The organism is Kitasatospora sp. NPDC088160, from assembly GCF_044741445.1.
In the GTDB taxonomy this organism is placed as follows: domain Bacteria; phylum Actinomycetota; class Actinomycetes; order Streptomycetales; family Streptomycetaceae; genus Kitasatospora.
This window is the reverse complement of sequence record NZ_JBIUSS010000004.1, coordinates 79,134-93,299: the sequence shown is the minus strand read 5'-3', so window position 1 is coordinate 93,299 and position 14,166 is coordinate 79,134. Positions and strand designations below refer to the sequence as shown.

The window sequence follows — 14,166 nt, the reverse complement described above, 5'->3', positions numbered from 1 at the left end:
TCCTGGTCAGGTCCGGTGCGGCGCGTAGAGCGCCCGCTTGTCGATGTAGCGGACCACGCCGTCCGGGACGAGGTACCAGACCGGTTCGCCCTTGGCGACCCGGTTGCGGCAGTCCGTGGAGGAGATGGCCAGCGCGGGGACCTCGACCAGGGAGACCCCGCCCACCGGGAGCCCGGCGTCCGACAGGGTGTGTCCCGGGCGGGTGCACCCGATGAAGTGCGCGAGCGAGAAGAGCTCGTCGGAGTCGCGCCAGGAGAGGATCTGGGCGAGCGCGTCGGCGCCGGTGATGAAGAAGAGGTCGGCGTCCGGGTGCTGGGAGCGCAGGTCGCGCAGGGTGTCGACGGTGTACGTCGGCCCCTCGCGGTCGATGTCGATCCGGCTGACCGAGAACTGCGGGTTCTCGGCGGTGGCGATGACCGTCATCAGGTAGCGGTCCTCGGCCGGGGTGACGTGGCGATCGCTCTTCTGCCACGGCTGCCCGGTCGGCACGAAGATCACCTCGTCCAGGTGGAACGCGCTCGCCACCTCGCTGGCGGCGACCAGGTGGCCGTGGTGGATCGGGTCGAAGGTGCCGCCCATCACCCCGAGGCGCTTCTTCACCGGTTCCGGTCCGCCGGGATTCCCGGCCTGCTCTCCCATGCCGCCACACCTTACGCGACGCCCGTTACGGTGCGGGAACGCCCGGGTGGGGGTTGTCCGAAGACGCGTGAGGGAGCGGCCGGCCGGTACGCCGGACGCTCCCCGAGCGGCCCCGGGAGGCGGCTCAGCGGTCCCGGTTGAAGCGGGTGGTCACGAAGAGCAGGAGCGCCAGGATGAACAGTGCGGCGCCACCCGTCAGGTACGGGTTCAGGCTCTCGTGGTTGCCCCCCTCGCTCTCGGCGAGCAGGTTCAGGACGGGGAGTGCGGCGGCAGTGTTCATGGTCGGCGGGACCTTCTCGGCTCGGGTGAACGGACCAGGGGTTCTTCCGGGCCGGTGAAGGCCCACCTGTCATCGTACGGGGGCTTACCCGACAACCGCTCGGCGGCCCACCGCCGCTGACCGGGCGTGAGCCTGAACCGGGGCGGCGGTGCTCAGTTGCCGCGGAAGGCCCGCGCCATGATCCAGACCAGCAGGCCGACGCCGACGAACGACGCCACCACGATGATCCGCAGGAACAGGCCCGGGCCGGCCTCGTTGGAGATGGGCGCGGCCAGGCTGACAAGCGCGTCGGTGGACATCTGCGGGGCTCCTCGAACTGCTCGGTACCGGGGCCGGGGCCGGTCTCGGTTCTCCAGGGCATTCAGGGTAGACCGGCCTCACACCGGCGGCGCCCACCGGCCCCTGCGGCGTGGCCCGGCCCGCGCGTACGCTGGCCGCGGGGACGAGTACGCAACCGCGGACGTTGCAAGGACAGTCGTTGCAGGCGTAGACCAGCGGGGGCCGGCCGCCGGGCCGGGGCCGCCGTCGACCAGGAGGTACTCAGACCATGACCGACCCGACCGCGAAGACCCCGAGCCGGCGCCGTCAGCGCTTCCCCGACATCTCCACCCGCGCCTGGGAGCACCCCGCGGACCGTTCCGCCCTGGTCGCCCTGCGCAAGCTCACCGGCTTCGACGACGTCCTGAGGAAGCTCGCCGGGCTGGTGTCCGAGCGCTCGATCCGGCTGATGTTCCTGGCCACCGCCGTGAAGACCTCCGAGCGCCAGTTCCCCGAGCTGTACGACATGGTGCGCGACGCCGCCTGCGTGCTCGACCTGGAGCAGGTCCCGGACCTGTACGTCACCCAGGACCCGACGGTCAACGCGTACTGCATCGGCATCGACACCCCGATCATCGTGATCACCAGCGGCCTGATCGAGCTGCTCGACGAGGAGGAGCTGCGCTCGGTCATCGGCCACGAGGTCGGCCACGCGATGTCCGGCCACGCGGTCTACCGGACGATGCTGATGATCCTCACCAACATCGCCACCCGGGTCGCCTGGGTGCCGCTCGGCAACCTGGCGATCATGGCGATCGTCACCGCGCTCAAGGAGTGGTTCCGCAAGGCGGAGCTGTCCAGCGACCGGGCCGGCCTGCTCGCCGGGCAGGACGTCCAGGCGTCCATGCGCGCCCTGATGAAACTGGCCGGCGGGCACAACCTGGCCGAACTGAACGTCGACGCCTTCCTGGAGCAGGCCGAGGAGTACGACAAGGCCGGCGACCTGCGCGACGGCGTGCTCAAGCTGCTCCAACTGCTGCCGCAGAGCCACCCGTTCGCGGTGGTACGGGTCGCCCAGCTGAAGAAGTGGGCGGAGAGCGACGAGTACCGCTCGATCCTGGCCGGCGCCTACCCGCGTCGCACGGACGACCCGGACACCTCGGTCGGCGAGCAGTGGAAGGCCGCCGCCGACCACTACACGACCTCGGTGAAGGAGAGCAAGGACCCGCTGATGGGCCTGATCCGCGACGTGGCCGGCGGCGCCGCGACCGTCGGCGGCAAGCTCCGCGACACCTTCGCCGACACGTTCACCGGCGGCTCCCGCGGCGGCTCCGCCACCCGCGAGGACGGCCGCACCGACCGGGGCGAGCGCACCGACGGCTGACCCGCCGCACCCGCGCCGACGGCCGGTGCGCCCCCGCCCGGGGTCACCGGCCGTCGGCCTGCCGGGGCCTACCCCGGCTGCCAGTGGTACACCGCCACCCCCGCCCCGTCCGCCACCCGCCGGTACCCGCCGCCGTCGACCAGGCCGGCCAGGAACCGCCGCTGCTCCGCCACCGGCACCGGGAAGGCGTCCGGCTCCTCCAGCACCGCCACCCACTCCGCCACCGGCCGCCCCCAGCCGCCCGGCCCGCCCACCCCGCCCGGCGGCGTCAGGTACGGGAACAGCGACACCGCGCAGCGCCCGGTCAGCTGCGGCGCCAGGCGGTTGGCGGCGGCCACCCGGGCGCCGTCCGGGACGACCGCCAGCACCCGGCGCACCTGCGCCGCCCGCCCGTCGCCCCGCCGGGCCTCCCCCGACAGCACGCCCGCCACCGGGCCGGTCGCGGTCAGCGCCACCGTGACGGCGAGCATCCCCGCCGCCACCGGCAGCCCCCGGCCCAGCCGGCCCAGCCGGGGCAGCCGGGGCAACAGCAGGCCCACCCCGTGCAGCCCCGCCGTGCACAGCAGCGGCACCAGCACCGCGTCGTAGTGCTGCCCGGTGCGCCAGAACGCCGGATTGACCACCCAGAACCGGGCCGCCAGCAGCACGCCCGCCAGCAGCACCAGCGGCGAGCGCAGCGCCAGCAGCAGCGTCGGCGCCAGCAGCAGCAGGACGGTCAGCGCCTTGACCTCCGGGAACAGCAGCCGGACCACCGGGTTCCCGCCGTCGAACTCCCCCATGTGCGCGTACGTGTACTCGCCGCCCGGGTTCACCGCCGGGATCACCACCAGGGTGACCAGCAGCCCGGCCGCCACCGCCACCAGCACGGTGACCGCCCCCAGCCGGCGCCGCCCGCGCCACCACACGTAGCCGCCGACCGCCGCGACCAGCAGCGCCTGGTCCTCCTTGACCAGCAGCAGCGGCAGCGCCCACGCCACCGCCGGGCCGTACCGCTCCCGGGCCAGCGCCACCACCGCGGCCGCCGCGAGCGGCACCGCGAAGGCCACCTCGTGGAAGTCGAACGCCACCGCACTCTGCAACCCCGCCGACAGCCCGTACGCGACCCCGGCGACCGCCCCGCCCGCCGGCCCCAGCACCCGCACCGCGTACGCCGTCACCGGCACCGCGGACAGCGCCACCAGCACCGCCTGCGCCACCAGCAGCGTGCCGGGGCCCGGCCAGAGCCGGTAGAACGGCGCCAGCACCGCCAGCACCGGGCTGAAGTGGTCGCCCAGGAGGTTGAAGCCCGTACCCTTCAGCGCGACCACCGGTGCTTCGAGCCGGGAGTAGGCGCGCACCGCCTCCTCGAAGATGCCCAAGTCGAAACCCGAACTCTCCAACCGGGCGTGCCGGGTGAGCGAGACCGCCGCGTACAGCGGGGCGAACAGGGCGGCCACCGACCACGGCAGCACACGTCGGAAATCCATGGTCCGGACGCTAGGAATTCCGCACTGAAGGGAAACTGAGGAAAGCTGAGGAAAACTTCAGTTCGGATATCCCGGGCAAGCCGGTCATGGCCGTTGCGGGAAAACTGAATTCCACCAAGGATGGGCGTCATGCGGCTACTGATCGTCGAGGACGAGGAGCGGCTCGCGCAGTCCCTGAGACAGGGACTGGCGGCCGAGGGATACGCGGTCGACCTGGCGGCCGACGGCGTCCAGGGGCTCGAACTCGCCCTCGTCGAGCCATATTCGGTGATCGTGCTCGATCTGATGCTGCCCGGCCTCAACGGCTTCAAGGTCTGCCGCGAACTGCGCGGCGCCGGGAATTCCGTACCGATTCTGATGCTCACCGCGAAGAACGGCGAGTACGACGAGGCCGAGGCGCTGGACTGCGGCGCCGACGACTTCCTCAGCAAACCGTTCTCCTACGTCGTGCTCACCGCCCGGCTGCGCGCCCTGCTGCGCCGCGGCGCCGTCGCCCGCCCACCGGTGCTCGCGGTCGGCGCGCTGCGGATCGACCCGGCGGCCCGCCGCTGCACCGCCGCCGACCGACAGGTCCGGCTCACCACCAAGGAGTTCGCCGTGCTGGAGTGCCTGGCCCACCGACCCGGCGAGGTGATCCCCAAGGGCGGCATCCTGGACACCGTCTGGGACGCCGCCTTCCGGGGCGACGTGAACATCGTCGAGGTCTACATCGCGGCCCTGCGGCGGAAACTGGACGTGCCCGGCATCGGCTGCCGGATCGAGACGGTGCGCGGCGCCGGATACCGGCTGGTGCCCGATGCGCGCTGACCGCCTCCGCCCGCTGCTGCGCCCCTGGCACCGCTCCTCGCTCCGCATCCGCGCCGCCCTCGGCGCGGCCCTCGCCTCGGTGCTGGCCTTCTCGGTGGCCAGCCTCTGGGTCGGCGGCGCGGTCCACGACCAGTGGACGGCCGTCACCGAGAAGCAGGCCGAGCGCAGCATCCAACTCGTCACCCACGACATACCCGGCGGTTCACAGACCTGGGTCGAATCCCTGCAGGAGTCCTTCGTCCTGGTCCTGGCGGACGGACGGCTGGCGTTCCCGGTCCGCCCCTGGGACGCCGGCCGCGTCTGGAACGACACCCGCACGAACGCCTCCTGGGTCCAGGCCAGCACCCTGCTGGAGGAGTACGCCGGTCTGCCGGTCGAACCCTTCGCCAAGATGCCGTCCTACCCCCAGAACGCCACACCGGGCCGCACCGACCGGATCCGGATCCACCTGCCCGTCCACACCCGGCTGTGGCACCCGCCGCGGAGCGGCCCCGACCTCACCGACCGGGACGTCACCCTGCTCAAGCGGATCACCGACCAGGCGTCCTCGGAGGCGCTGGAGAAGTACACCGGCATCGCGGGCCTGCCGGCCCAGCGCGTCACCGTCTACCTGCTGGTCAATCCCACCGCCGCCGACCAGGCCGAGGACCGGACCACCGGCATCCTGCTGCGCTACGTGCTGCCCGCCGCGACCCTGTTCACCGCCCTGATCGCCTGGCTGGTCACCGGCCTGGCGCTGCGCCCGGTGGAGTCGATCCGCCGGGGCATGGCCCGGATCGGCGCCGGCGCCTTCCACGAGCGCGTCCCGGTGCCGCCCTCGCGGGACGCCATCGCGCGGCTGGCCGAGACCACCAACACCACGCTCGGCCGCCTGGAACACGCGATCGACGAGCAGCGCCGACTGGTCTCGGACGCCTCGCACGAGCTGCGCAGCCCACTGGCCGCACTGCGCAACTCGCTGGAGGTGCCGCTGGCCCACCCGGCGGGCGTGGAGTGGCCGCAGGTGGTGCGCGACGCGCTCACCGACACCGAGCGGCTGCAACTGCTCACCGACGACCTGCTGCTGCTCGCCGCCGTCGAGGAGCCCACCGGGCCGCTCGGCGGCGAGCCGGTGGACCTCGCCGACCTGGTCGGCGAGCAGCTCGGCGAACGCACCCACCTGCCCTCCGGCGGGCCCGCCTTCCTGGCCGTCTCCCTGGAGCCCGCACCCGTCCCGGGCAGCGAACTGCGGCTGGGCCGGCTGGTGCGCAACCTGCTCGACAACGCCGCCCGGCACGCCCGCACCGCCGTCGCCGTCTCGGTGACCGTCGAGGACGGGCACGCCGTGCTGACCGTCACGGACGACGGCCCGGGCATCCCGCCGGAGGACCGGGAGCGGGTCTTCGACCGGTTCGTCCGGCTGGACGACGCCCGCTCCCGCGACGCCGGCGGCGCCGGCCTGGGCCTCGCCCTGGTCCGCTCGATCGCCCGCGGCGTCCACGGCACCGCCGCCTTCACCGACCCGCCGTCGCCCGGCCCGGGCGCCCGCGCGGTGGTCCGCCTCCCGCTCGCCGCCGGCGCCCCGGACAGGACCTGACTAAGGCGCGAGCACCCCGCACACCTGCCAGGCCGGCTGCGCGTGGTTGCCCGGGTCGATCGGCGCCGGCGGCGGGACCCGGGTGCCCTGCGGGGTGGCCAGCACCGGCTGGAGGAAGCCGGCCATCGAGGTGGTGCAGGGCTCCGGCCCGGCCTGGACCACCGAGTCCACCAGCCGCAGCTGGGCCGAGGCCAGGTCGACCCGGTCGAACTGGAAGGTCAGCTGCCGCCGGACGGTCTCCAGGGTCACCGGCGCACCGGCCGCGGCTCCGGCCGGCTTCAGCGCGTAGACGAAGGTGTGGTCGGTGGTGATCTGCAGCGTGCCGCCGTCGGCCTCGTCGATCCGCATCGCGCCGGTCACCTTCACGGTGTCGGCGGCCAGCGCGACCTGCGCCGGGTCGAAGCGCACCAGCCAGCCGGTCAGCGCGTGGTGCCGGTCGTCGACCGGCTGGGTCACGCTGGTGTCGAACTGGGCCTGCTCCCCGGGGGTGACGAAGGCCCGCACGTCGGCGGTCGCGCCCTGGACGAGGGTGGCCGGGGCCAGCGAGGAGGCCACCAGGTAGCGCTGGACGGTGTCGAGCGCCTTGGTCACCTCGACCCGGCTGAAGTGCTCGGTGGCGGCCCCGGTCGGGGTGCCCAGTCCGATCGCCCCGTCGCTGTACCCGACCGGCAGCGCGGCGAACGGGTTGGCCGGGTCGGCGACCGGCCGGACCACCGAGGCCGGGGTCAACGCGACCAGGCTGACGGTCAGTTGGCTGCCCTCGGGCCGGGCCGAGATCCGGTTCGGCGAGCTGACCCCGAAGTACACCGCGGCCCCGAAGGCCAGCAGCACGAGCAGCAGCAGCGCGAGCGCCTGCCGCGGCACGCTGCCCAGCGGGCCGAACCGCACCCGCGGGCGGGTGGCCCGGCCGAAGGACCCGGCCAGCCGCTCCCGGGCGGACAGCTCCTGGATCCGGGCAGCCCGGACGAAGGATTCGTCGAAGACGACGGACCGGTACTCGTCCTCATTGCCGGAACCACCGTCGGGCGCACCCTCAGGAGGCTCTCGCGGGTCACCCATGACACCAGGGTAAGGCGCGCCGTCGCCCCTCCACGAGGGTGCGACCGCAGATTCCCGGGAACGCCCCGCAACCGCCCGCCCCGGCGCGCACCACCCCTGCGCCACGCCCTACGACGTCACCCCGCAGGTGCCGTGACCACGAGCGACGGCTCGGCGGGCGCGGGCCTCGGGTCGGTCCCGGGGCTGCTGCTGCCGGACTCCGGGCGCCGGGGCGCGCCGGAGGAGCCGCCCACGCCCTGGTAGATCGCCGCGACCGCGACGGCCACCAGGCTCACGCCCATGATCACGGCGAGCACCCAGGCCACCGGCCGGTGCCAACGCTGCTGGGCCACGTACCGCCCGCGCCCGCGCGCCGGGTCGTAGCCGCGTCGGCGGCGGCCCGGGCGGCCGGGCGCCCGGCCGGGGCCCGACCAGGGATCGGAGTACAGGTGGTCGTCGTCGAGTCCGCTCGGGTGCGGGCGCAGCTCCAGCGGCAGCCCGTCCCCGGCGGTGACGTCATAGCCCCAGACCGGGCCCGCGGTGTCCGGCTCGAACCGGGCCTCGGCGGCGGCGAGCTGCCGCTCCTTGGCCGTCGGCTCGTGCACGGCGGCGGACCGGACGAAGGCCTCATCGAAGACCACGGTGGCGAACTCGTCGTCCGCACCACCGTGGTCGGCGCCGTCGGGGTACGGCGAGCCCCCCACATCGTCAGCCACGGCTTCAGCGTATTACCGGGCGGCCGATTTGTCTGTGGCTCATCGCAGTTGGTCCGTCACACGTGTGACGCGGGCCGCCGCGGACCGCCCCGGGGCCCGGCCGGCCCGCCGCGCGGGCCGCGCTCAGCGCACGTCCGCGTCCCCGCCCACGGTCTGCGTCGCCTCGCCGCGCACGTGCCCGTCACCAGTGACGATGTACTTGGTGCTGGTCAGCTCGGGCAGGCCCATCGGGCCGCGGGCGTGCAGCTTCTGGGTGGAGATGCCGATCTCCGCGCCGAAGCCGAACTCGGCGCCGTCGGTGAAGCGGGTGGAGGCGTTGACGGCCACCGTGGTCGAGTCGACCAGCCGGGTGAAGCGCCGGGCGGCGGCCTGCGAGGTGGTGACGATCGCCTCGGTGTGGCCGGAGGACCAGCGGCGGATGTGCTCGACGGCGGCGTCCAGCGAGGGCACCACGGCCGCGGCCAGGTCGTAGGACAGGTACTCCGCGCCCCAGTCCTCGTCGGTGGCGGGCACCACGGTGGCGGCGCCGCCCTCGGCGGCCTTGAGCACCGCGTCGTCGCCGTGCACGGTCACCCCGGCCTCGGCGAGGGCGGCCAGCGCGAGCGGCAGGAAGGCGTCCGCGACGTCCTGGTGGACGAGCAGCGTCTCGGCCGCGTTGCAGACGCTGACCCGCTGCGCCTTGGAGTTCAGCAGGATGCCGACGGCCATCGCCAGGTCGGTCTGAGCGTCCACGTAGACGTGGCAGTTGCCGGTGCCGGTCTCGATCACGGGCACGGTCGAGCCCTCGACCACCGTGCGGATCAGCGAGGCCCCGCCGCGCGGGATCAGCACGTCGACCAGGCCGCGGGCCCGCATCAGCTCCTGGACGGAGTCCCGGCTCTCGCCCGGGACGAGCTGGACGGCGTCGGCGGGCAGCCCGGCCGCGGCGACCGCGTCCCGCAGGACGGCGACCAGCGCGGTGTTGGAGCGGTAGGCGGAGGCCGAGCCGCGCAGCAGCACGGCGTTGCCGGACTTGAGGCAGAGCGCGGCGGCGTCCACCGTGACGTTCGGCCGGGCCTCGTAGATGATGCCGACCACGCCGAGCGGCACCCGCACCTGGCGCACGTCCAGGCCGTTGGGCAGGGTGTAGCCGCGCAGCACCTCGCCGACCGGGTCGGGCAGGCCGACGACGTCGCGCACGTCGGAGGCGATCGCGGCGATCCGCTCGTGGTCGAGGCTCAGCCGGTCGATCACCGACTCGGCGGTGCCGGCCGCGCGGGCGCGGGCCACGTCCTCGGCGTTGGCGGCGGTGATCTCGGCGCTGCGGGCCACCAGGGCGTCCGCGATCGCCAGCAGCGCGGCGTCCTTCGCCCTGCGCGGCAGCGGGGCGAGCGCGGCGGCGGCCTCCCGGGCTCGGCGCGCTACGGCGAGGACGGGGCTGTCGGCGGTGGCGAGGTCGCTGCTCATGCGCCAAGGGTAGCGACTGCGCAGGGCCCGCCGAGCGGCCATTTCGCCCGGTGAGACGGCCTGGCGGGACGGTTCTCCCCTGTGGCTCACCCGTCTCCGGGCCTCATTCCGGGGACCGCGCCCGGGGGCGTCCCCCTCAGTACGGGTGCACCCCGCCCAGGTGCGGCGGCGGATCGCCGAAGCCCTCCGCCACCCGCTTGTGGTACGTCGCCCGGTCGACCACCTCCAGGCCGACGATCTCCCACGGCGGCAGGTTCGCGGTGACCTTGTGCTCGCCCCACAGCCGCAGCGCTATCGCCGCCGCGTCGTGCAGGTCCCGGGCCTGCTCCCAGTACCGGATCTCGGCGTGGTCGGCGGCGTAGCGGGCGGTGAGGAAGAACGAGTGGTCGTGCGCCAGCCGCTCCAGCGAGGCCCGCAGCGAGGACAGCGGGGTGACCTGCCCGGACACGCTCAGCACCACGTGCCAGAGCCGGGCCTGCTCGGGCACGGTGGGCGGCTCCCCCGGGTCCGCGTGCTGCGACCGCGGCCTGCGCATCCCGCCGGGCCCCTGCGGCGGCGGACCGGCCGGCTCGGCGGGTCCGTCCCCGCGTCCGCCGTCGATGCTGGTCAGCCGCCGGCCCGCCGTCCCTGCGGTCAGCGTTGCCTCGCTTCTGCGTTCCACCGGCGGCCTCCTGTTCGGCGATGTCGTGTCGTCCCCCGCACCGGACCCGCCGGCCCGCGGCCGACCGGTACGGCTGCACCGCTCCTCGCCCGCGGCCGGGCCACTCCCCGTGCGGAGCGGCCCGCCCACCGCGCTCTGCCGATCGGCCGGTACCGGCACACCGGCCGGTCAGCCGCGCAGAACGACCAGGTCGTCGCGGTGGACGACCTCACGCTCGTACGCGGCGCCGAACTCCTGGGCCAGGTCGCGGGTGGACCGGCCGAGCAGGCGGGGCAACTCCCTCGCATCAAAGTTGACCAGTCCGCGAGCCACGATGTGGCCGTTTTCGGCAAGAAGGTCCACCGGATCACCCGCCGTGAACTCCCCGTCCACCTTGGTGACCCCGGCGGGCAGCAGCGAGGCGCCGCCGGAGACGACGGCCGTGACGGCGCCCGCGTCGAGGTGCAGGGCGCCGCGCGGGCTGCTCGCGTGGGCCAGCCAGAGCATCCGGTCGGAGGTGCGGCTGCCGGTGCGCAGGAACAGGGTGCCGGTGCGCCGTCCGGCCAGCGCGTCGGCGGCCTGGCTGGCGGCGGTGAGCACCACCGGGATGCCCGCGCCGGTGGCGATCCGGGCCGCCTCGACCTTGGTGACCATGCCGCCGGTGCCGACGCCGGCCTTGCCCGCGCTGCCGATCTCGACGCCGTCGAGGTCGTGCGGGCCGCTCACCTGGTCGATCCGGCTGGTGCCGGGCCGGGCCGGGTCGCCGTCGTAGAGGCCGTCCACGTCGGAGAGCAGCACGAGCAGGTCGGCCCGGACCAGGTGGGCGACCAGCGCGGCCAACCGGTCGTTGTCCCCGAACTTGATTTCGGCGGTGGCGACGGTGTCGTTCTCGTTGACGATCGGCATCGCGCCCATCGCCAGCAGCTGGTCGAGGGTGCGGTAGGCGTTGCGGTAGTGGGCGCGCCGGCTGGCGTCCTCGGCGGTGAGCAGCACCTGGCCGACCCGGATGCCGTACCGGGCGAAGGAGGCGGTGTAGCGGGCGACCAGCAGGCCCTGGCCGACGCTGGCGGCGGCCTGCTGACGGGCCAGGTCCTTGGGCCGCTTGTCCAGGCCGAGCGGGGCCAGGCCGGCGGCGATGGCGCCGGAGGAGACGAGGACGACCTCGGGTGCGTCCGGGCGGCTGCGCACCTTGGCGAGCGCGTCGACCAGGGCGTCGACCCGGTCGGCGTCCAGGCCGCCGGCCGCCGTGGTGAGGGAGGAGGAGCCGACCTTGACGACGATCCGCCGGGCGGTCAGCACCTCCTCGCGCAGTGAGTCCTCGCTCATCTCGCTGTACGCCCTTCCGGTGTGGTGCGGGTGCGGCGGGCCGGGCCCGGCCGTCACCCCCGAAATCTACGCGATCCGCGCAGGTCGCCCGCAGGGTGTTTCACCGTCCGGACCCGCCCCGGCCACGGCGCCGCCACGGCCGGATCGCCGGTCCGGACGGCCGGCGGGCCGGGGCCGGTACGGTCCCTGACCGTGGGCCCGACGAAAGTGACGTCCCGTCGGTTCCGAACGGGGGCCGGACACGCGAACGGCCCCCACCGCCCCGGAGGGTGGTGGGGGCCGTTCGCCCAGGCCGGCTCGGGACGCGTCCCGCCGGCCGGGTCACTCCTCGTCGTCGCCCTCGTCGATGGCGGCCGGGCGGGTGCTGGAGAGCGCCTCGAAGGCGAGGAACTCGGCCTCGGCCGCGTCCCGGCCCTTCTGCTTCTCGCGGCGGCGGTCGACCGCCGGGCGCGGGCTCTCCAGGCGGTGGTCCTCACCGCGGCGGCCGAGCATCTCGGCGCCGGCGGCCATGGTCGGCTCCCAGTCGAAGACGACGGCGTTCTCGTCCGGGCCGATGATGACGGTGTCGCCCTCGTGCGCCCCGACCTTCCACAGCTTGTCCTCGACGCCGAGGCGGGCCAGCCGGTCGGCGAGGTAGCCGACGGCCTCGTCGTTGGAGAAGTCGGTCTGGCGGACCCAACGCTCCGGCTTGGTGCCGCGGATGCGGTAGGCGCCGTCCTCCTCGGTGATGGTGAAGCCCTCGTCGTCAACGGCCTTGGGCCGCAGCACGATCCGGGTCGACTCCTCGACCGGCTTGGCGGCGCGCGCCTCGGCGACGATCTGCGCCAGCGCGAAGTTCAGCTCGCGCAGGCCCTTGCGGGAGGCGGCGGAGACCTCGAACACCCGGTAGCCGCGCTCCTCCAGGGACTCCCGGGTGAGGTCGGCGATGTCCTGGCCGTCCGGCACGTCCACCTTGTTGAGCGCGACCAGGCGCGGGCGCTCCTCCAGACCCCCGTACTCGGCCAGCTCGGCCTCGATGGTCTCCAGGTCGGTCAGCGGGTCGCGGCCGGGCTCCAGGGTGGCGCAGTCCAGCACGTGCACCAGCACCGAGCAGCGCTCGACGTGCCGCAGGAACTCCAGGCCCAGGCCGCGGCCCTGGCTGGCGCCGGGGATCAGGCCGGGCACGTCGGCGATGGTGTAGACGGTGTCGCCGGCGGTGACCACGCCGAGGTTGGGGATCAGGGTGGTGAACGGGTAGTCCGCGATCTTCGGCTTGGCCGCCGAGAGCACCGAGATCAGCGAGGACTTGCCGGCGCTCGGGTAGCCGACCAGGGCCACGTCGGCGACGGACTTGAGCTCCATCACGATGTCGCGGGCCTCGCCGGGCTCGCCGAGCAGCGCGAAGCCGGGCGCCTTGCGGCGGGCCGAGGACAGCGCGGCGTTGCCGAGGCCGCCACGGCCGCCCTGGGCGGCGACGAAGCTGGTGCCGTGCCCGACCAGGTCGGCCAGCACCTCGCCGTTGCGGTCCAGCACCACGGTGCCGTCCGGCACCAGCAGGACGAGGTCGCCGCCGTCCGCGCCGGTGCGGTGACCGCCCGCGCCGGGCTTGCCGTTGGTGGCCTTGCGCTTGGGCGAGTGGTGGTACTCCAGCAGGGTGGTGATCTGCGCGTCGACGGTGAGGATGACGCTGCCGCCCTCGCCGCCGTTGCCGCCGTCGGGGCCGCCGAGCGGCTTGAACTTCTCCCGGTGCACGGAGGCGCAGCCGTGGCCCCCGTTACCCGCGGCGACGTGAAGTTCGACGCGGTCCACGAAGGTGGTCATGGTGTGCCTCCAGTGTGCGAAAGTCTGCTGCTACCTGCGTAAAGCATGAAGGGTGGACCGGAACATTCCGGCCCACCCTTCACTGTGAGTCTGGTGTGACTCAGGCCTCGGAGGCCACGATGTTGACGACCTTGCGGCCGCGGCGGGTGCCGAACTGCACGGCACCGGCGGTCAGCGCGAACAGGGTGTCGTCGCCACCGCGACCGACGCCCGCACCCGGGTGGAAGTGGGTGCCGCGCTGGCGCACGAGGATCTCGCCGGCGGAGACGATCTGGCCGCCGAAGCGCTTCACGCCGAGGCGCTGGGCGTTCGAGTCACGGCCGTTGCGGGTAGAGCTTGCGCCCTTCTTGTGTGCCATATCTCGCTATCCCCTTACTTGCTGACCGAGTCGATGCTGGTGATGCGCACCGCGGTGTGCTTCTGACGGTGACCCTGGCGACGGCGGTAGCCGGTCTTGTTCTTGTAGCGCAGGATGACGATCTTGTCGCCCTTGGTCTGGTCGACGACCTCGGCGTGGGCCTTCACACCGGCCAGGACCCACGGGTCGGACGTGACGGCTTCGCCGTCGACGATCAGGATGGTCGAGAGCTCGACCGAGTCACCCGGCTTGGCCTCGATACGGTCGATCTCCAGCACGTCGCCGACGGCGACCTTGTGCTGGCGGCCGCCTGCGCGAACGATCGCGTACATGCGGTACCTGCTTTCCTTACTCGGTCGGAACTCCCGACGCCAGCCACCTGGGTACGGACACAGGGGCCTCTCCCCGCCCGCTGCCGCGCGAACGCGGCGC

Annotated in this window: 15 protein-coding genes; 3 read left to right on the top strand and 12 right to left on the bottom strand. The window is 73.9% G+C overall.

Annotated elements, in window-relative coordinates; translation table 11 throughout:
* Window positions 1-6 precede the first annotated feature (6 nt).
* The 3 genes from nadD to ACIOGZ_RS07215 form a co-directional block, all read right to left on the bottom strand.
* Window positions 7-639, bottom strand: a complete 633-nt coding sequence (gene nadD / locus ACIOGZ_RS07225) for a nicotinate-nucleotide adenylyltransferase (RefSeq protein ID WP_363586407.1) — start codon at window positions 637-639, stop codon at window positions 7-9.
* A gap of 124 nt (window positions 640-763) precedes the next feature.
* Window positions 764-919: a hypothetical protein gene (locus ACIOGZ_RS07220; RefSeq protein WP_167745857.1), complete on the bottom strand. Its 156-nt coding sequence runs from the start codon at window positions 917-919 to the stop codon at window positions 764-766.
* Window positions 920-1,071: 152 nt separating this feature from the next.
* Window positions 1,072-1,218, bottom strand: a complete 147-nt coding sequence (locus ACIOGZ_RS07215) for a hypothetical protein (RefSeq protein ID WP_159398425.1) — start codon at window positions 1,216-1,218, stop codon at window positions 1,072-1,074.
* A 248-nt stretch (window positions 1,219-1,466) separates the two neighbouring features.
* On the opposite strand from ACIOGZ_RS07215, the gene ACIOGZ_RS07210 reads away from it, so the two are divergent.
* Window positions 1,467-2,561 (top strand): M48 family metallopeptidase, encoded by a 1,095-nt coding sequence (locus tag ACIOGZ_RS07210; RefSeq protein WP_400985150.1) that lies wholly within the window; start codon window positions 1,467-1,469, stop codon window positions 2,559-2,561.
* A gap of 68 nt (window positions 2,562-2,629) precedes the next feature.
* On the opposite strand, the gene ACIOGZ_RS07205 is transcribed toward ACIOGZ_RS07210, so the two are convergent.
* Window positions 2,630-4,027 (bottom strand): DUF2079 domain-containing protein, encoded by a 1,398-nt coding sequence (locus ACIOGZ_RS07205; RefSeq protein ID WP_400805364.1) that lies wholly within the window; start codon window positions 4,025-4,027, stop codon window positions 2,630-2,632.
* 129 nt (window positions 4,028-4,156) lie between these two features.
* Between ACIOGZ_RS07205 and ACIOGZ_RS07200 the strand changes: the two genes are divergently transcribed.
* Window positions 4,157-4,834, top strand: coding sequence for a response regulator transcription factor (locus ACIOGZ_RS07200; RefSeq protein WP_363586409.1), 678 nt, complete (start codon window positions 4,157-4,159; stop codon window positions 4,832-4,834).
* On the top strand, window positions 4,824-6,410 hold the full coding sequence (locus ACIOGZ_RS07195; RefSeq protein ID WP_400985148.1) for a sensor histidine kinase: 1,587 nt from the start codon (window positions 4,824-4,826) through the stop codon (window positions 6,408-6,410). The genes ACIOGZ_RS07200 and ACIOGZ_RS07195 overlap by 11 nt, the downstream gene beginning before the upstream one ends.
* On the opposite strand, the gene ACIOGZ_RS07190 is transcribed toward ACIOGZ_RS07195, so the two are convergent.
* From ACIOGZ_RS07190 to rplU, 8 genes are all read right to left on the bottom strand, one after another.
* Entirely contained in the window at window positions 6,411-7,469 is a 1,059-nt protein-coding gene (locus ACIOGZ_RS07190) for a hypothetical protein (RefSeq protein WP_363586411.1), read from the bottom strand. It abuts the gene before it with no gap.
* Between the two features lie 116 nt (window positions 7,470-7,585).
* Entirely contained in the window at window positions 7,586-8,164 is a 579-nt protein-coding gene (locus ACIOGZ_RS07185) for a hypothetical protein (RefSeq protein WP_363586412.1), read from the bottom strand.
* Window positions 8,165-8,287: 123 nt separating this feature from the next.
* Window positions 8,288-9,610 (bottom strand): glutamate-5-semialdehyde dehydrogenase, encoded by a 1,323-nt coding sequence (locus tag ACIOGZ_RS07180; protein WP_363586413.1) that lies wholly within the window; start codon window positions 9,608-9,610, stop codon window positions 8,288-8,290.
* 136 nt (window positions 9,611-9,746) lie between these two features.
* Window positions 9,747-10,271, bottom strand: coding sequence for a hypothetical protein (locus ACIOGZ_RS07175; RefSeq protein WP_400332296.1), 525 nt, complete (start codon window positions 10,269-10,271; stop codon window positions 9,747-9,749).
* A 168-nt stretch (window positions 10,272-10,439) separates the two neighbouring features.
* Window positions 10,440-11,576 carry a glutamate 5-kinase gene (proB, locus tag ACIOGZ_RS07170; protein WP_363586414.1) on the bottom strand — a complete coding sequence of 379 codons (1,137 nt, stop codon included), beginning with the start codon at window positions 11,574-11,576 and terminating at the stop codon, window positions 10,440-10,442.
* Between the two features lie 321 nt (window positions 11,577-11,897).
* Complete coding sequence (gene obgE, locus ACIOGZ_RS07165) at window positions 11,898-13,376, bottom strand: GTPase ObgE (protein ID WP_363586415.1); 1,479 nt, start codon at window positions 13,374-13,376, stop codon at window positions 11,898-11,900.
* Window positions 13,377-13,476: 100 nt separating this feature from the next.
* Entirely contained in the window at window positions 13,477-13,734 is a 258-nt protein-coding gene (gene rpmA, locus ACIOGZ_RS07160; RefSeq protein ID WP_400985146.1) for a 50S ribosomal protein L27, read from the bottom strand.
* A gap of 14 nt (window positions 13,735-13,748) precedes the next feature.
* Entirely contained in the window at window positions 13,749-14,066 is a 318-nt protein-coding gene (gene rplU / locus ACIOGZ_RS07155; protein ID WP_280677087.1) for a 50S ribosomal protein L21, read from the bottom strand.
* Window positions 14,067-14,166: the final 100 nt, after the last annotated feature.